Consider the following 17,228-nt stretch of genomic DNA (forward strand, 5'->3'; position numbering starts at 1 on the left):
CTTCCAAGTATTATCTAATATTTAATTCCAAAACTTCTGGTTTCTGAGCAGCATGTGGATGTTCAGGACCTGCATAAACGCTAAGTTTTCTGTACATCTGTGCACCTAATTTGTTTTTAGGAAGCATTCCACGAACAGCCATTTCTACAACTTTTTCAGGCTGTGTTGCAAGCATTTTCTGAGGAGTTGTAAAAGATGTGCCTCCTGGATATCCAGAATGACGGAAATAAGTTTTATCAGTTAATTTTTTACCGCTGAATACCACTTTATCAGCATTAACTACGATGACAAAATCACCAGTGTCAACATGTGGTGTGAATGTTGGTTTATGTTTACCGCGAAGTACTTTTGCAACTTCAGCAGCTAATCTACCTACTGTCTGGCCTTCTGCATCAACTACGAACCATTTACGTTCAACGTTAGCAGCGTTTGCCATGAATGTTGTTTTCACTTGTATATCCCTCCCTGTACAATTTTCAACTATTTAATATTGAATATTTTTTCTCAATAGATGTCCTTTGCACGGTTCCGGGGCTAGTGGAAGCCGTCATCGAACGTCATACGAAAATATTTTAAAGTAAATGACCTTTAAAGTCAAGTGTTTTATCAAATAAATTTTACAATATTTTTATCAATGCTTAATAAAAGTCCTACAACTTTGCACTTAAGGCTATATAATGTTCTAATTTTTTTATATAACTTTGAGCCAATTTACTTAAATGATTATATTTATTATAAATATAGCCTACACAAATTTTTTCGTCACTATCTAGTGGAATAGCTATGATATTTGTACCGTTTAAATCTTCACTCAATACACCTGTAGATATAGTATATCCATTTAAACCTATAGCCAAATTAAATAAAGTCGCTCTATCACTGACATAAATATTTTTGCGATGAGATATAGTTGAATGTATCTCTTCGGCAAAATAAAAAGAATTATATATCCCTTGCTCAAAAGAAAGACAAGGATATGGTTCTAAATCATCAAAAGTAACAATTTTTTTACCTGCTAATGGATGTTTAGCTGATAAAAACACATGTGGATTTGCTGTAAATAATTCTTTAAAACACAAATCATTTTCTTGCAAAATTTTTCGTATCACTTGCTCATTAAATTTACTCAAGTACAATACGCCAATCTCACTACGCATATTTTTTACATCATCAATGATTTCATGAGTCTTTGTTTCTCTTAATGTAAATTCATATTCATCTTGAGCATATTCTTTGATTAAATTTACAAAAGCATTTACAGAAAAAGCATAATGCTGTGTAGAAACAGCCAATAATCTTCGTGCTGGTTTATCCTTATGATATCGTTCTTCTAATAATTCCGTTTGCTCTATAATCTGCCTTGCATAACCTAAAAATTCTTGTCCACTGGAAGACAAGGTTACACCTTTATTCGTACGAATGAATATTTCTATACCTAATTCTTTTTCTAATTCTTTTACTGCATTAGATAAACTAGGCTGAGAAACAAATAATTTTTGAGATGCCAAATTCATTGAGCCACAATTTACAATTTCTATAATATATCTTAATTGTTGTAAAGTCATACTACTCCCTTTACTCCTATTTATTTAAACTATTAACGCACTTTTGGTAAACTTAAATGATAATAAATACCTATTGAACGCAAAAGAAATACAACGAAAAAAGAAATTGGTGAAGCTAGATACCAATAATCATTACTGCTACTTGCCACAAGATAAAATACTATTCCACCTACAATTGAAGGAAGTGCATATATTTCCTCTTGCAATACAGATGGTATTCTTTGAGCTAGTACATCTCGAATAATACCACCACCTACTGCTGTTATCAAGCCTAAAGTAACAGCAAGTAGCGGATATTCTGGATAAGCATTAAATCCTATAGTCGTCCCTGTAACTGTAAAAGATGCTAAGCCTAATGTATCCGCCAACAAATACATTTTACTGAGTTTTCTTCTCGACATATATCTTAAAATTTGACTGCGATAAATAAAAAATACCATAAATGTTGTAACTGTAGTCAATACAATATACAAAGAAGTTTTAAATGAATTTGGTGGTATATTTCCCACCAAAATATCACGAATTATACCACCACCAATAGCAGTACTTAAAGCCAATACCAATATACCAAAAATATCCATTCTTCTTGATATACCTACCAATGCACCTGAAACAGCAAAAGCAATCGTTCCCGCTATTTCAAAAAACATCCATAAAAAAACCATAACTTGCCACCTTTCATTTTTAAATTTCCAACTAATATTAATTTCTGCATACATTATATAATAATAAACCAAATTAGCAAATTATCATAAATTATCACTATGATATTATTGAATATCTATATTTTTAATCATTAAATTATTATCTAAAAAACAATGTTCATATATAATATCTATATAAATATTTTTTATATAAAGGAGGTTTACTATGTCAATTTATCCATTAAAAATTCGTCAATTATTTCTTGTTTTACTTACTTTTTGTTTTATTTTTATACCAAATTCTGCATGGGCTATACAAAAAGATATCGTCATCTTATACACCAATGATGTTCATTGTGCTATCGAAGATAATCTAGGATATACTAAACTAGCTCAATACAAAGAAGATTTACAACAAGATACACCATATATTGCTTTAGTCGACGCAGGTGATGCCATTCAAGGTGCTCCTATCGGCAAATTATCCACTGGCGAAGCTATCACCAATATCATGAATAAAATAGGCTATGACTTTGCTATTCCTGGCAACCATGAATTTGATTATGGTATGGATAGATTTCTTATTTTAAACGACAAATTATCTTGCGGTTATTATAGTTCTAATTTAGTAAATACAATTACAGGAAAAAATTTATTGCCAGCTTATAAAATTTTCCAATTTGATGATAAAAAAATAGCTTTAATCGGTGTTACAACACCTGAAACTCTCAACTCTTCTACACCTGCTTATTTTCAAAATGATAAGGGCAATTTTATTTATTCCTTTAATGAAGACGCTACTGGCAAAAAATTATATACTAATATCCAAAATACTGTAGATACAGTGAAAAAACTAGGCGTAGATTATGTCTTTTTAGTAGCTCATCTAGGCATGAGTGGTATCACACCTCGTTGGAGTAGCCTTGCTGTAGCTCAAAATACACAAGGTATTGACGCTATCATTGATGGTCATTCTCATGAAGTTATTCCTACTTTTATAGCTAAAAATAAACAAGGAAAAAATGTTCTCATCACTCAAACAGGCACTAAACTTCAAAATATTGGTAAATTGACCATCACACCACAAGGTAAAATCTCCACTGAATTAATCAATGATTTAACAAAAACTAATCAAAAAACCACCGACTTAATCAATGAAGAAAAGAATAAATATGCACCTTTGCTCAATCAAATAATCGGAACAAATACAGTAAAACTCACCACTAACGATCCTAATACTAATACACGCTTAGTCAGAAATGGCGAAACAAATCTCGGTGATTTTGTAACTGATGCTTATAGAGTAATTTTAAATACTGACGTAGCAATCTGCAATGGTGGAGCAATCCGCAATGAATTACCTATGGGCGATTTTTCCTATAATGATATTTTGACAACGTTTCCATTTGGCAATATGTGTGTAGTCCTAGAAATCACAGGACAACAACTATTAGACGCTTTAGAAATGGGTGTTATCCGCTATCCTGAAGAATTTGGTGGATTTATGCAAATCTCTGGTGCTACTTATACCATTAATAGCAAAATCCCATCATCTGTAATAACTGATGAAAAAGGTAATTTCATAAAAGTAGATGGTGCTTATCGTGTTCAAGACGTAAAAATAAATGATAAAGATTTAGATTTAAATAAAAAATATACCATTGGTGGAACTTCTTATATCTTGAAATTCGCTGGCAATGGTATGACAATGTTCAAAGACAGCCCTATACTTCAAAATGAAGAACTATCCGAAACAGATGTAATTATCGAATACATTCAAAATTATCTTAATGCCACTATCGGCAATGAATATGCCAACCCATATGGTCAAAATCGCATAACAATCATCAAATAAGAAAAGCAGGTATTATTTACCTGCTTTTACATTTCATTATACACTTTTTCTATTAAACTTTTAGCCTTTTCAAAACTTTGTTCATCTTTAATAATTATTTCTAAATCACCAGTTCCATAATGCCCTATATTTCTCATATCCCTGGTAAATCCTTCTTTTAATTTAATCTTATCAACTATTAAATCAAGCCTTTTTCTTAATATATTAATTTAAAAATTAATGTTGAACTATTCCATAATCTTTATAACCGAACCAATTGCTATTTTCATCCCAGAAGAAATGATATTCTTGTGCTTTTGGATGTTTAGATATTATGCTATATGCTAAAATAAGTTCTCCATTTTCTACATATATATATCCTTCAGCATGTTTTCCTAAAGGATTATAATAATTTATTGGATTTACATATAGTTGCCATGCCTCTTTTTGTTCATCATAACCCATCAAAAGCGACAAATCTGAATCACCCATACTATTTATACTTCCCGATATAATATAAGCATATTTTCCTGTTTCTGTATCATATACTTGCTTTACTCTTACATATTTTACATTTGGTATTTGGGCAGCATAAATAGGTTCTCCATCTTTACCTGCAATTAAATATCTTTCATTATCTTTTGTCAAAAATGCAATTTGAATGGTTTTATTATTTTCTGGAAAACTAAATTCTATGCCATTACCTTCTACTTTTCCATATTTATCTGCGGAAACAGAAAATGAACTTGCATATGTTACTCCAACAAAGGCTAACATCAAGCCACAAACTAATAAACAAATACGCATAAATTTCATGATTATGCCTCCCTTATAATTTATAATTTCTACTTTTACTATACTATATATATCTAAAAAATCCTTATCCTCAAAGGACAATTTATATATTTTTTTATACTATTATGTACTAAATAAATATTATTAGTCCTTCTTTATTCTCAAAACAAAACCACTATTTAAATATTAAAATAGTGGTTTTAGCTTTCATTTATCCAACTCTAACATAATCTGCTGAATATCCTGTAGATATATTATTTAACATCATATAATTAGGATTGTTATTGTCAAAAGTTAAAGTACTTATACTACGTCCACCATTTACACTGATAGTGACAACTGTATAATTGCCATCATTAGATACACTTCTTACACTATATGAAGCTTTGCCAAAATCTCTATCCGTTATACTCATTATACTGCCATCTCTACCTTGCCATGTTCCTTCAATTAATTCATATCCACGAGAAATATTTTCTTGATAAGCATAAGCTGATTGCATAGGTATTATCGCTTCACAAAATATTACTGAAAATGCACATAAAGTTATTAAACAAAATTTTTTCAATATATTCATTTTTATTCCTCCCTTATCAACTATTATGCTACTAAAAATATTAAAATTCCATAATCTACAAAGACGAAAATCTTCACTACTAAAAATAAATACAAAAAAACCACCGCATAAAACGGTGGTTAATTTTTTATCTCATATTGATGAATTGTAAATCAATACCAAAATCGCCAGCTTTTAAAGTCTGTATAACTGCTTGCAAATCATCTTTTTTCGCACCAGAAACACGAACTTGTTCACCTTGCATTTGTGTATTAACTTTTAATTTTGTAGCTTTTATCGCAGCGATAATTTTCTTTGCATTTTCTTTAGAAATACCCTGTTTAATAGTCAAAGTCTGACGAACAGAACCTTTTGCTGCATCTTCGATTTTACCAAGTTCTAAAGAACGTAAAGATAAACCTCTCTTTGCCATGCGTGCACGTAAAATATCAATGATAGCATTTAATTTATAATCATCTTCTGCTGCGATTTTAATTGCTTTATCTTCTAATTCAATGCTTGCAATACTACCACGGAAATCATAACGCTGAGAAATTTCTTTTTCTGTTTGGTTAACAGCATTGCTCATTTCTTGCATATCAACTTGAGATACAATATCGAATGAACTATCTTTTGCCATTTATATCACTCCATTTTTAAAATTCGTGCTTATATTTTATCATATCACTAGATATAAAAAAAGGCTCTAAAAGTCCAAAAAATATAGTAAAGTTAAATATTCACTTAAATGAATTTGTTATTTATATTTTTTATCCATTACATATAAAACTCTAAACATTTTATTCCCATCAATGAATATTTCCATACAATTAGTTCATGGGAATTTATATTTTTTAGTAGCATAATTATTTTATAGAATGTATTTTTATAAACTCATATATTCAAAAAATTATCAATGATCAAACTCAATTCATAAAAGGAGTCTTTTTTATGTATAAATTCTGTACCCATTGCGGAGCTAAAATGCCTGCTGAAAATGCTTTTTGCACTCACTGTGGCACTAAATTTACTCAAATCACGCCACCACCTCAGCCCACTCAAATACCTCAACCATCTCAACAAAATACAATTTCTCAAAAACCTAATTACAATACACAAAATCAACAACCATCTACTAATAACACCCAACCTCAACAAATCAACAATGTAAACACTAATAATTTACAAATGGCTTCACAAGAATTTACTCTAGGTCAACAATATATGGATATAAACAATCCTCAACATAACTATATTAAAGCAATCAATCACTTTCAAAAATCGTCTTTACTCGGCAATCAAAATGCTAAATTTTATATGGCTATGGCTTACTTATATCAAGCTATGGATATATTAAAACAAAGTGCTCCCCTACAAAATAATCCTTCATTTTCTACTTCTACTAATAATTTTTCTTCTCAAGCATCATTTTTCCCTCAAAATCCAAATAATCATGGCAATCAACAATTTGCTTTTAGTCCAAATAATCAAGCCAATCAAAACAATGATAATAACAGCACATTAAAAAATGTTGGGAAATATGCCGCAGCTGCCGCTGTCGGTGCTATGGCTAGTTCTATGCTCCACTCTGCCTCTACAGCTAGTGCTGCACCTCATACAGATACAAATATCAACACACCAGATCCTGCTAATACAATCAGCCCAACAATAGATTCTAGTGACGATTATATTCAAACACCAGAAGAATTTGTTACTAATGTAGTTGACCCATTAAGCACAGCTAGTGAACAAATAACACCAGCTGATATAAGCGATGATGGTACAAATCATGTCGACAATTTAGATAATAACTCCGACTCCACTGCAGCACAGGAAATAGAACCTTCAACTGATGAAGATATTTCTTCAGATAATAATGGTGATGATTCTAGTATTTCAGATACTTTCAGCAATTTATTTGATGATTTATGGTAAATAAATTTAATTAAAATATTTTTAAAGGAGTTTTCATATGAATAAACATTTTAAATCTCCCAAATTAATATTACTAATAATAACATTATCTTTAATGAGTATATTAATTGCTGGTTGCGGTGATGATAAATACGTACAATCTGTAAAAAATGGAACAATGTATATGGCTCCTAATGTTCCTGTAGGTAAAGCTTTTGATCAGTTCTTTAAAAATGGCAAATGGAAATCTTTCGTTTCCGATAAAAATGATCGTATTGTTGAATTTACTGGTGATTGCAACTGGAACAATAAACCCGCAAAATTAACTGCTCAATTTAAATTATATAAAGATAATAGTTTTGAACTAGCGTATTTAGATATAAATGGCAATCCTACAACTGTTTTAGATGGATTAGATATCATGCAAAAAATACTACATCAATATAGAGCAAAATAAAATATAAATACTGTAGGTGTAAACAATGGAAAGTGTATTAAAATCATTATTTAAACATGAATTAAAAGTTATTTTAGCTCCTTATACCGATATTATTGTTATTCTATTTATAATAGGTCTTATCGGCTATGCTATTTATTATTTTTATAATAAAACTAATACAAAAGAAATAAAAAATAGTGATATTAACAATAATAATATAAATATTCCCTTAAAATGCCCTAATTGTGGTTTAGAAGTCTCTCCAGAAGATAAATTTTGTTTAAAATGTGGAACAGCTTTAACATCAAAAACCATACCATCATCAAAATAATGATAATAGCTTAAATTATTATATTAATAAAAAACTAAAATAACTTATTTTTACATTCATAACCAAATCATAATATGACATTTCTTATTAATTATTCAAAAAAAGAGGTAATTTATCTCTTTTTATTTTTTGTATAAAAATGTACTTATAGTGTCAATATCAGCCCTTATAAGAATGGTATTTTTATATTAAATGCGTTATGGTAAATTTGATAGAATTAATATTTTTAAGGGAGATGAAAATCATGGCAAAATTTTGTCCAAAATGCGGAACAAAATTAAATGATGATGCAATTTTTTGTGGTTCTTGCGGATATAAAATCCCAGAAAATGATGCTAATAATACTGTAGTTCAAACAGAAAATAATATTCATCAAGAAACTTCTGCAGAAAAAATACTAAATACAAATAATTTAAATAATGATGATATTTATATCACAGACAAAACCTTTGCAAATATGTTTTTCAAAAAAGATGGTCGTTTAAATAGATGGCGTTACTTTAAACGTATGCTATTAGTATCTATCATAAGATTTATAATCATAATCGGACTTGTTATTATTATGGCTGATGATTTTGGAAATACCTCAACAGGTGAAGATGTTTTTATCACCATAGTGTCACTTTGCTTTTTAATTCCAGAATATTTTCTAACTGTTAGACGACTTAAAGATTTAAACACTAAAGATTTATCTTGGGCATATTGGTTAGCCGGTGTAGATGCCTTATATATTATTTTTGGCGATTCAATGACCAACACAAATTCAATGACTAGTATATTTAAAACATATTTTATTTTAATTGTATATTTAGGTATCTTTTTATATCTATTATTAAAAAAAGGCACACAAGGAAAAAATCAATATGGAGCTGATCCATTAGGAATAACTGATAAAAATAAATAAAAATCAAGAAAGGATTTTCTTTTATGGGAGAAAAAATAGAATTAATATTTATATTTATCTTAACAATCGTTCTTACCATAGCAGTTTATGCTTGGTGGAACAGAAGATACACTATGGTAACCACCGGTGGCATCGAAGGGCGTGCCCAAGCACACTTTTCCAATTTATTAACTGTATTAATCGTATGCTTTGGCATAAGCTTATTTTTAGTACATGGCATTTTTAAAATATTAAGTTCGGAAATATTTTGGTTTATACTAATCGCCATCATTGGATTATATTTTTTCTTATCAAAAGACGATAAGAAAAAACTTCTTGAAAGTTTAGAAAAAAATGATCAATATCTAAAACAAATCATATATTATATGCCAGATGATAAAGGAGTAGAAGCTGAAGCCATAATATTTTATGATACAAATAATTATAATCAAAATGGAGTAAATGGCACATACTTTGAATTTTTTAAAGAAGATACTAAAAAAGAAAATATTTCAAGTGTATCTTATAAACATATAGTTTTTAAAAATGAAAACTCAGAAGATTATTGTTATATATTTGAACCAATAAAAGAATTAAATTTTCAGCCAGAAAAATATGATTTAAATAAATATACTTCAGATTATATAAGTAATATACTTACACTTTGTAAAGATAAAACTAATTCTTCAAATGATATTATTTATCTAAGTAAACACGTAAAATTCAATCCTAATTCTAATGCAATAGTAGCTTTGCAATATAATTTTATCAAAAACAATATTTTATCTACAACAAATAACGAATGGATATGTCCTAATTGTGGTCAAATAAATAATGATTTGTTTTGTGCTAAATGTGGGCAAAAAAATATTAAATAATATAAATTTTTATTCTAAACGACAAAAAAGGCTTTACGGAAAACCCGTAAAGCCTTGATTTTACTAGTGGTGCCGAAGGCCGGACTCGAACCGGCACGTAGGGGACTACGCTTGATTTTGAGTCAAGTGCGTCTGCCAATTCCGCCACTTCGGCATGCTGTGTTAAACAACATTAATATTATATCATTCTATAAATATACTGTCAATATAAATTATCGACTTAACTTAATTAAATATATCTATTATAATATTGATATATTTTAATATGAAAGGAATTTTTTATGTCTTTAAAATCCATTTTTTTCACTTTAATAATTTTTCTATCTTGTATTATTTACTTACCTTCCATAAGTTATGCTCAAAATAATGCAAATACCCAAAATACCACAACGAATACTACTACTTATTTACATTTACCAGAAAAAACTACCATGCAAATAATAAATATAGATAATTTAGACAGTAAAACTAATCATAAATACGATTTAATTAACTTCCGTCTTCACCAAGATTTAGTTGTTAACAACGAAATCATTTTGCCTAAAGATACAAAACTACAAGGTATGATTACTAAAATTCATGGCAGTAGATTACTTGGTGAAAGTGCCATTATCCGCATAAAATTAAATAAGATCACCTTAGCTGATGGCAGTATTTTAGAATTTCCTTGCGATTTAAAATTAAAAGGTGGCAAAAATTATGCTAATATCGCAAGTAGTATTATCGTTCCTTTTTCAGGACTATTATTTAAAGGAAAAGAAGTTTCTTGTCCATCTGGTAGCATAATCGAATACAGTTTTAAAGAATAAAAAATGGCAATAGGCTCATGAAATAAAGTCTATTGCCGTTTTATTTAAATATCTAATTCCAAACTAACTGGACAATGGTCACTGCCAAAAAATTCATTGTGAATGCCAGCTTCTTTTATATTTGCTTCAATATCTTTAGATACAATAAAATAATCAATTCTCCATCCAGCATTATTTTCACGGGCTTTTCGCATATATGACCACCATGAATAAATGCTTGTTTTATCCGGATAAAGATAGCGGAAAGTATCAACAAAACCTGCTTGTAATAATTCAGTCATTTTACTGCGTTCTTCATCTGTAAAACCTGCACTACGGCGATTTGTCTTAGGATTTTTTAAATCAATCTCTTTATGAGCAACATTTAAATCTCCACACATCACGACAGGTTTTTGCTTATTTAATTCAACTAAATAATTGCGAAAAGCATCTTCCCACTCCATGCGATAGTTTAGGCGTTCCAATTCTCGCTTAGAATTTGGTGTATATACGCAAACCATAAAGAATTTATCAAATTCTAAAGTGATTACACGACCTTCGTGGTCATGTTCTTCTATACCTAAGCCATAGCTTACATTTAACGGCTCTACTTTAGTAAAAATAGCTGTACCTGAATAACCCTTTTTTTCTGCACTATTCCAATACTGCTTATATCCAGGTAAATCTAATTCTAATTGATGAGGTTGCATTTTTGTTTCTTGTAAACAAAAAATATCTGCATCTAAAGTTTGAAAAGTCTCCATAAAACCTTTATTCATACAAGCACGAAGACCATTTACATTCCAAGAAACAAATTTCATAAATCATGCCTCCTGTTTTGCCATTTGTGCCAAAATATTAGCAATAGCTCCAAACTCTTCCATAGTCAAAGTTTCTCCACGACGAGTTGCTTCTATTCCAGCTTTATCTAATACATCACCAATGATATTTTTATCTACACCCATGGATTTTAGAGCATTATTTAAAGTCTTACGGCGTTGACCAAAAGCTGCTTTTACTACTCTAAAGAACATCTTTTCATCAATAAGCTCTACAGCCGGAGTCTGTCTGACTTTACAATTCACCACTACAGAATCCACTTCTGGAGGTGGCATAAAAGAACGTGGTGGTACATATAAAGCGATTTCAGGCACTGTATAATACTGCACTGCTACAGATAAAGCACCATATGTTTTACCGCCCGGCTGTGCTGCCATACGTTCTGCTACTTCTTTTTGTACCATTACTACAATATCTGTTATTGGCAAATGTTTTTCGAGCAAAGCCATGATAATTGGTGTAGTAATATAATATGGCAAATTAGCTACTACTTTAAATGGTTTATCACCCATGATTTCTGGAATATTTACTTTTAAAATATCTCCTTGAATAACACGCACATTGTCATAAGCATCTAAAGTATGTGCTAAAACTTCTGGCAATCTTTTATCTAATTCGACACAAGTAACCTCTGCTCCAGTTTCAGCTAAAGCTTGAGTCAAAGTACCGATACCTGGACCGATTTCTAATACTCTATCATTTTCCTGTACATTTGCTGCATCTACAATGCCCTGTACAATATTAGCATCTATTAAAAAGTTTTGACCTAAGCGTTTGCTCATATGAATGCCAAAACGCTGTAAAATATATCTTGTAACCTTCTTATTAGCAATAGTAGGTTGCTTCATTAATTAAAATTCCTCCAATTTTTATTATTTATTTTCAACTTCATTAATATCATTTTCTGAATTTAATTTTGCTAAGGCTTGATTAAATTCATCTCTAGTGATCCCATAATTATTTAATCTACGTAAAAAAGTTTTAGCATTAGCAAAGCCAATCCCCAAGATAGCACCTAATTTTGCCCTGCGAATACCAGAATTTGCAAAACCATTTAAGCGATTTAAAATTAAATCTGTAGCACTAAATTCATCACTAGGTTTCCAGTTCATTGTACGCACCTTAGCTAATGCTTTGCGAATAGCTTCAGGACTTGCCTGCTCTATACCGATATCATCATTTGCAGTAGCCTCTTCACAAGGAACAAAAGCATGCTTTGCATTAGGAAATCTTCTTGTTAAATATGTGCGAATTCTCTCTCCAGCTGAATCAGGATCTGTCAAAATAATAATGCCACGTTTTTCATAAGCAGCTCTAATATTTTTTATAGTCTTTGGCAATAAATTAAATCCTTCTGTAATAATGCAATCTGCCTCTACTGCTTTATTAATTGCCACAACGTCCATTTTTCCTTCTACAACTAAAACTTCTTTTATCATTAAAAACCTTCTCACTTATTTTTCAATTAAATCAAAAATTATTTTAAAAATAAACTCATATTTTTTTAGTATAACAAAAATATATCATCAAAAGCAAGTAAAAAGCTATTCTTCCCATGCAAAAAGAGCCTGTATAATTACAGACTCTTTTTGCATTTTACATTAATATATATAATTTTCTATCTATCCTACTACTTTTAATTAATTTATATAATTATTAATCTAAAATATATACTTCTACACCACGACGGCCAAAAGCTATAGCTTGAGTATAATCTTCCATACATAAATCAATCATGTATCCATTAATTGCTCCACCTGTATCAGCCGCAATAGCTTCACCATATCCTGGAATATACAAACGTGTACCAAGTGGTATAATATCTGGATCTACAGCTACTACACCATAACGAGCAGGTATACCAAGTGCCGTATATCCAGCACCGCCACCATCATACGGTAAATAAGCACTAGCTTCCATATACAACATCTGAGAATAAGATCTCAAGCCTATTGTGCTTTGTATTTTAGGCTCTGCTGTACCTTCACGAATAACCTGATCTACAGGACGAACTAATTGAGATGTTTGTACTACCTCTTCGCCTACTTTTACGCCTTTATGATATTTTTCTCTGACCAATAATCTATTTAAACCATTTCTGCCAACTTGTATTACTTCTTCATTACCACGAGCCAAAGCACTATCTGGTTCTTTAATAACCTGATAATTTTGTACTTCATCTCTTAATACTAATTTACTAGAAACATTTAATACTTTTACTTTTGCATCAGTATGTAGCTGAGTGTTTTTATCACCCTCAACAAAATACTTATCTTCATCTAAATTCATTGAAGATATTAATTCACCCACAGTTTTCTTTGTTGTTCTTACTGTTTTTATATCTCCATCAATTTCTACATTTACTGGCATAGCACGGTTGATAGTGATAACAGAATTATCTGTTATTTTATCCGTGGATACTGTATAATCATCACCATTATTTAACTTTATACCAGCCTGCTTCAATATATTCTTTGGATTATCATAGACCGTATTGACTACCATTTCATTACCATCTGCTACAATTGTTATATTTTTATTTGCTGTTACAAAACCAGTCAATGTAGCCATTGCAAAACATAAAATCACTACTACAGTTAGTTTACATTTTGTTAAATTGTGGTTTAATAGGTTTTTAAAATCCATTGAATTCCTCCTTTACGAAGAGATATTATACCAAGAATTTACACTTCTGTCAAATCTCTTCATAATTATGTAACATTTGTACTTGTAAAATTGTAAATTGTAATCTAGTAAAAAACCTTACAAACAAAGGCTCCCATTAGGATATTTACACTCAATATAAGCTGTATTTCATGTAAAAATTTTGGAATTTAAATACATTTTATTTATAAAAAAGTAAAAAATTTTTTTATAGATTTTATTTATCATTTTTCTATTTTTTTGCCATTAAATAATATAATTATTATTTATATATTTTTTATATTAATTTAATAAAATTTATATCTATTTATAAATGAAAAGGCTTTTCCTCAAATGAAAATATTCTTTCATTATAAAGAAAAGCCTTTTTCCTATAAATTAAATACAGCTATAGCATTTTTAGTCGTTTGATTTGCTACTTCTTCAAAAGAAATATTTCTAATCTCTGCCACTTTTTCTGCTATATATTTTACATATGCTGGTTCATTGCGTTTACCACGTTTTGGCACTGGTGCTAAATATGGACAATCTGTCTCTAAAAGCAATCTATCCAAAGGAATCTTGGCTACTATTTCTGGCAATTTGGCTGAATTTTTAAAAGTAAGTGGTCCATCAACACCTAAGAACCAGCCCATCTTCAATAATTCTTTTGCCATCTCATAGCTACCAGAAAAACAATGTATTGAGCCTGTAATTCCTTTTCCTTCTTTTTTCAAAATCGCCATAGTATCACCATGAGCATCACGATCATGTATGCTAACTGGCATATGCATTTGTCTTGCTACATCTAATTGACGAATAAATACTTCACGCTGAACTTCACGAGGAGCATTTTCATAATAATAATCTAAGCCAATTTCACCTAAAACTTTTACCTTTGGCAAAGTCATAAGTTCTGCTAAAGTATCATAATCTTTATTGCTTTGTATACTCAAAGCTTCTTGTGGATGTACTCCAGCTCCTGCAAAAATACCATCAAATTTTTCTGCAATTTTGATAGCATTAAATGAAGACTCCATCGTATCACCCATAGTGATAATTCTTGTTGTACCTTCAGCTTTTGCTCTAGCTATTACCTCTTGTCTATCTTCTTCATATTTTAAATCATCAAGATGTGCATGTGTATCTACTAACATTATTTCACCTTACTACCTACAGGCATTGTAGTTTCTACTACTTGAAGTTCATCGCCTTTAGAAGCAGCTAAAAGCATACCATGACTCATTACACCACGAAGCTTTGCAGGTTTTAAATTAGCAACTAAGATTACATGTTTGCCAATTAAATCTTCTGGTTTATAGAATTTAGCAATACCAGATACTACAGTTCTTTCTTCATCGCCTAAAGAAACTTGTATTTTCATGAGTTTATCTGTTTTTGGTACAGGTTCAGCAGCTAAGATTTCTACTACACGTAAATCAATTTTGCTAAAATCCTCTATACCAATCATGCCATCTTCATTTGCTTTAGCTTTTTCTGGTGCTTTTTGTTCTTCTTTTTTAGCCTTTTTATTTTCTTTTACTTCTTTTTTAGCTTCTGGTTTTTCTTCTTCGATTTCAATACGAGGGAAGAGCTGTTCTGGTTTATTGATTTGAATACCTACAGGAGTTTTGCCCCAACCTTCGATATCGCTGATGCGAATTTCATCAAAGTTTTGTGGTAAATTCAATTGAGCCCAAATACGGCGAGCTGTAGTAGGAATGAATGGCTCAATCATTACACTGATTGCACGTAAGCTTTCTACTAAATCATAAAGTACACGATTTAATTCGGCTTTTCTAGCTTCATCTTTACCTAAAACCCATGGAGTAGTTTCATCAATATATTTATTTGTACGGCTGATGAATGACCATACAAGTTTGATACTATCGCTGAGTTTCATATTATCCATATAATTTTTATATTCAGCAATAGTTTTTGCAGCATCGTCAATCAATGCTTGGTCTACTTCACGGATATCGCCAGGCTGTTCGATAATGCCTTTATTATATTTATTAATCATACTGAGTGTACGGTGTAATAAATTTCCAAGGTCATTTGCAAGGTCAGAGTTAATGCGTTGAATTAAAGCATCACGAGAGAAGTTACCATCTTGACCTAAGTTGATTTCACGAAGTAAGAAATAACGGATAGCGTCTGCACCAAATTCATCAATTAAACCGATTGGATCGATTACGTTTCCTTTGGATTTACTCATTTTGTCGCCATCAACTACGAGCCAACCATGACCATATACTTTTTTAGGAAGTGGTAAATCAAGTGCCATTAAGATTATTGGCCAAATAATTGTATGGAAACGAACGATTTCTTTACCTACGAGATGAAGGTCTGCTGGCCAGAATTTGTTGAATTTTTCTGGGTCATCTAAATATCCAATTGGTGTTAAGTAGTTTGTAAGTGCATCAAACCATACATAAATTACATGTTTTTGATCAATTGGTACAGGAATACCCCAATCAAAAGATGTACGAGAAATACATAAATCTTCCAAGCCCTGTTTGATGAAATTAATCATTTCATTTCTACGGGATACTGGTTGAATGAAATCTGGATTTTTTTCGATATATTCAAGTAAACGATCAGCGTATTTAGAAATCTTAAAGAAATATGCTTCTTCTGCTACTTCTTTTACTTCGCGACCACAATCTGGGCATTTACCATCAACTAATTGACGTTCAAGCCAGAAACTTTCGCAAGGTGTACAATATAAACCTTTGTATTCACCTTTATAAATATCGCCTTTTTCATAAATGCGTTTAAAAACTTCTTGTACTACTCTTTCATGACGTTTTTGTGTAGTACGAATGAAATCATCATTGGAGATATTTAATCTTTTCCATAAATTTTGGAAGCCAGCAACAATTTTATCTACATATTCGATAGGTGTAACACCTTGTTCTTCAGCTTTCTGTTCAATTTTTTGACCGTGTTCATCAGAACCTGTCAAGAAAAATACATCAAAATCGGATAAACGTTTATAACGAGCAATACTATCTGCAATTGTTGTACAATATGCATGACCGATATGAAGTTTTGCACTAGGATAATAAATTGGCGTAGTTATATAAAAAGATTGTTTAGCCAACAATAATTCCTC

General features: G+C 30.5%; 19 protein-coding genes and 1 tRNA gene. 7 read left to right on the forward strand and 13 right to left on the reverse strand.

Features of this window, described 5'->3' with window-relative positions; translation table 11 throughout:
• Positions 1–10: 10 nt before the first annotated feature.
• From rplM to Q5I67_RS01115, 3 genes are all read right to left on the reverse strand, one after another.
• Positions 11–451: a 50S ribosomal protein L13 gene (gene rplM / locus Q5I67_RS01105; RefSeq protein WP_296899320.1), complete on the reverse strand. Its 441-nt coding sequence runs from the start codon at positions 449–451 to the stop codon at positions 11–13.
• 199 nt (positions 452–650) lie between these two features.
• Positions 651–1,565 (reverse strand): LysR family transcriptional regulator, encoded by a 915-nt coding sequence (locus Q5I67_RS01110; protein WP_296899322.1) that lies wholly within the window; start codon positions 1,563–1,565, stop codon positions 651–653.
• A gap of 32 nt (positions 1,566–1,597) precedes the next feature.
• A complete protein-coding gene (locus Q5I67_RS01115) occupies positions 1,598–2,230 on the reverse strand; it encodes a trimeric intracellular cation channel family protein (RefSeq protein WP_296899325.1) in 633 nt (210 codons plus the stop codon).
• Between the two features lie 205 nt (positions 2,231–2,435).
• On the opposite strand from Q5I67_RS01115, the gene Q5I67_RS01120 reads away from it, so the two are divergent.
• Complete coding sequence (locus Q5I67_RS01120) at positions 2,436–4,064, forward strand: bifunctional UDP-sugar hydrolase/5'-nucleotidase (RefSeq protein ID WP_302486103.1); 1,629 nt, start codon at positions 2,436–2,438, stop codon at positions 4,062–4,064.
• A gap of 216 nt (positions 4,065–4,280) precedes the next feature.
• On the opposite strand, the gene Q5I67_RS01125 is transcribed toward Q5I67_RS01120, so the two are convergent.
• From Q5I67_RS01125 to Q5I67_RS01135, 3 genes are all read right to left on the reverse strand, one after another.
• Entirely contained in the window at positions 4,281–4,859 is a 579-nt protein-coding gene (locus Q5I67_RS01125; RefSeq protein ID WP_302486104.1) for a hypothetical protein, read from the reverse strand.
• Positions 4,860–5,049: 190 nt separating this feature from the next.
• Complete coding sequence (locus tag Q5I67_RS01130) at positions 5,050–5,415, reverse strand: hypothetical protein (RefSeq protein WP_302486105.1); 366 nt, start codon at positions 5,413–5,415, stop codon at positions 5,050–5,052.
• A gap of 127 nt (positions 5,416–5,542) precedes the next feature.
• Positions 5,543–6,034, reverse strand: coding sequence for a YajQ family cyclic di-GMP-binding protein (locus Q5I67_RS01135; protein WP_117585011.1), 492 nt, complete (start codon positions 6,032–6,034; stop codon positions 5,543–5,545).
• A gap of 311 nt (positions 6,035–6,345) precedes the next feature.
• Here Q5I67_RS01135 and Q5I67_RS01140 point away from each other — a divergent pair, with 311 nt between their 5' ends.
• The 5 genes from Q5I67_RS01140 to Q5I67_RS01160 all read left to right on the forward strand — a co-directional run bounded on the left by Q5I67_RS01140 (position 6,346) and on the right by Q5I67_RS01160 (position 9,839).
• A complete protein-coding gene (locus Q5I67_RS01140; RefSeq protein ID WP_302486106.1) occupies positions 6,346–7,329 on the forward strand; it encodes a zinc ribbon domain-containing protein in 984 nt (327 codons plus the stop codon).
• Positions 7,330–7,366: 37 nt separating this feature from the next.
• On the forward strand, positions 7,367–7,765 hold the full coding sequence (locus Q5I67_RS01145) for a hypothetical protein (RefSeq protein WP_115151070.1): 399 nt from the start codon (positions 7,367–7,369) through the stop codon (positions 7,763–7,765).
• A gap of 25 nt (positions 7,766–7,790) precedes the next feature.
• Positions 7,791–8,078 carry a zinc ribbon domain-containing protein gene (locus tag Q5I67_RS01150; RefSeq protein ID WP_302486107.1) on the forward strand — a complete coding sequence of 96 codons (288 nt, stop codon included), beginning with the start codon at positions 7,791–7,793 and terminating at the stop codon, positions 8,076–8,078.
• Between the two features lie 244 nt (positions 8,079–8,322).
• Positions 8,323–8,982, forward strand: a complete 660-nt coding sequence (locus Q5I67_RS01155) for a DUF805 domain-containing protein (RefSeq protein ID WP_302486108.1) — start codon at positions 8,323–8,325, stop codon at positions 8,980–8,982.
• A gap of 23 nt (positions 8,983–9,005) precedes the next feature.
• Positions 9,006–9,839 (forward strand): hypothetical protein, encoded by an 834-nt coding sequence (locus tag Q5I67_RS01160; protein WP_296897801.1) that lies wholly within the window; start codon positions 9,006–9,008, stop codon positions 9,837–9,839.
• A 67-nt stretch (positions 9,840–9,906) separates the two neighbouring features.
• On the opposite strand, the gene Q5I67_RS01165 is transcribed toward Q5I67_RS01160, so the two are convergent.
• Positions 9,907–9,993: transfer RNA gene (locus Q5I67_RS01165), tRNA-Leu, on the reverse strand.
• A gap of 127 nt (positions 9,994–10,120) precedes the next feature.
• Between Q5I67_RS01165 and Q5I67_RS01170 the strand changes: the two genes are divergently transcribed.
• Positions 10,121–10,648 carry a hypothetical protein gene (locus Q5I67_RS01170; protein ID WP_302486109.1) on the forward strand — a complete coding sequence of 176 codons (528 nt, stop codon included), beginning with the start codon at positions 10,121–10,123 and terminating at the stop codon, positions 10,646–10,648.
• A 44-nt stretch (positions 10,649–10,692) separates the two neighbouring features.
• Here Q5I67_RS01170 and Q5I67_RS01175 read toward each other — a convergent pair whose 3' ends face one another.
• The 6 genes from Q5I67_RS01175 to metG all read right to left on the reverse strand — a co-directional run bounded on the left by Q5I67_RS01175 (position 10,693) and on the right by metG (position 17,216).
• Entirely contained in the window at positions 10,693–11,448 is a 756-nt protein-coding gene (locus Q5I67_RS01175) for an exodeoxyribonuclease III (RefSeq protein ID WP_296897805.1), read from the reverse strand.
• Between the two features lie 3 nt (positions 11,449–11,451).
• Positions 11,452–12,315 carry a 16S rRNA (adenine(1518)-N(6)/adenine(1519)-N(6))-dimethyltransferase RsmA gene (gene rsmA, locus Q5I67_RS01180; RefSeq protein WP_302486110.1) on the reverse strand — a complete coding sequence of 288 codons (864 nt, stop codon included), beginning with the start codon at positions 12,313–12,315 and terminating at the stop codon, positions 11,452–11,454.
• Between the two features lie 24 nt (positions 12,316–12,339).
• Entirely contained in the window at positions 12,340–12,906 is a 567-nt protein-coding gene (gene rnmV / locus Q5I67_RS01185; RefSeq protein WP_117585005.1) for a ribonuclease M5, read from the reverse strand.
• 217 nt (positions 12,907–13,123) lie between these two features.
• A complete protein-coding gene (locus tag Q5I67_RS01190) occupies positions 13,124–14,113 on the reverse strand; it encodes a 3D domain-containing protein (protein ID WP_302486111.1) in 990 nt (329 codons plus the stop codon).
• 389 nt (positions 14,114–14,502) lie between these two features.
• Positions 14,503–15,267: a TatD family hydrolase gene (locus Q5I67_RS01195; protein WP_302486112.1), complete on the reverse strand. Its 765-nt coding sequence runs from the start codon at positions 15,265–15,267 to the stop codon at positions 14,503–14,505.
• Positions 15,267–17,216: a methionine--tRNA ligase gene (metG, locus tag Q5I67_RS01200; protein ID WP_302486113.1), complete on the reverse strand. Its 1,950-nt coding sequence runs from the start codon at positions 17,214–17,216 to the stop codon at positions 15,267–15,269. Before metG ends, Q5I67_RS01195 begins: the two co-directional genes overlap by 1 nt.
• Between the last annotated feature and the right edge of the window lie 12 nt (positions 17,217–17,228).

The sequence above is a fragment of the uncultured Megamonas sp. genome, from assembly GCF_958438645.1.
Taxonomy (GTDB): Bacteria; Bacillota; Negativicutes; order Selenomonadales; family Selenomonadaceae; genus Megamonas.

Coding starts and splice junctions, on each gene's coding strand:
- Q5I67_RS01110 (WP_296899322.1), bottom strand. CDS start 1,565: ATGACTTTACAACAATTAAGATATATTATAGAAATTGTAAATTGTGGC.
- Q5I67_RS01115 (WP_296899325.1), bottom strand. CDS start 2,230: ATGGTTTTTTTATGGATGTTTTTTGAAATAGCGGGAACGATTGCTTTT.
- Q5I67_RS01120 (WP_302486103.1), top strand. CDS start 2,436: ATGTCAATTTATCCATTAAAAATTCGTCAATTATTTCTTGTTTTACTT.
- Q5I67_RS01125 (WP_302486104.1), bottom strand. CDS start 4,859: ATGAAATTTATGCGTATTTGTTTATTAGTTTGTGGCTTGATGTTAGCC.
- Q5I67_RS01130 (WP_302486105.1), bottom strand. CDS start 5,415: ATGAATATATTGAAAAAATTTTGTTTAATAACTTTATGTGCATTTTCA.
- Q5I67_RS01135 (WP_117585011.1), bottom strand. CDS start 6,034: ATGGCAAAAGATAGTTCATTCGATATTGTATCTCAAGTTGATATGCAA.
- Q5I67_RS01140 (WP_302486106.1), top strand. CDS start 6,346: ATGTATAAATTCTGTACCCATTGCGGAGCTAAAATGCCTGCTGAAAAT.
- Q5I67_RS01145 (WP_115151070.1), top strand. CDS start 7,367: ATGAATAAACATTTTAAATCTCCCAAATTAATATTACTAATAATAACA.
- Q5I67_RS01150 (WP_302486107.1), top strand. CDS start 7,791: ATGGAAAGTGTATTAAAATCATTATTTAAACATGAATTAAAAGTTATT.
- Q5I67_RS01155 (WP_302486108.1), top strand. CDS start 8,323: ATGGCAAAATTTTGTCCAAAATGCGGAACAAAATTAAATGATGATGCA.
- Q5I67_RS01160 (WP_296897801.1), top strand. CDS start 9,006: ATGGGAGAAAAAATAGAATTAATATTTATATTTATCTTAACAATCGTT.
- Q5I67_RS01170 (WP_302486109.1), top strand. CDS start 10,121: ATGTCTTTAAAATCCATTTTTTTCACTTTAATAATTTTTCTATCTTGT.
- Q5I67_RS01175 (WP_296897805.1), bottom strand. CDS start 11,448: ATGAAATTTGTTTCTTGGAATGTAAATGGTCTTCGTGCTTGTATGAAT.
- rsmA (WP_302486110.1), bottom strand. CDS start 12,315: ATGAAGCAACCTACTATTGCTAATAAGAAGGTTACAAGATATATTTTA.
- rnmV (WP_117585005.1), bottom strand. CDS start 12,906: ATGATAAAAGAAGTTTTAGTTGTAGAAGGAAAAATGGACGTTGTGGCA.
- Q5I67_RS01190 (WP_302486111.1), bottom strand. CDS start 14,113: ATGGATTTTAAAAACCTATTAAACCACAATTTAACAAAATGTAAACTA.
- Q5I67_RS01195 (WP_302486112.1), bottom strand. CDS start 15,267: ATGTTAGTAGATACACATGCACATCTTGATGATTTAAAATATGAAGAA.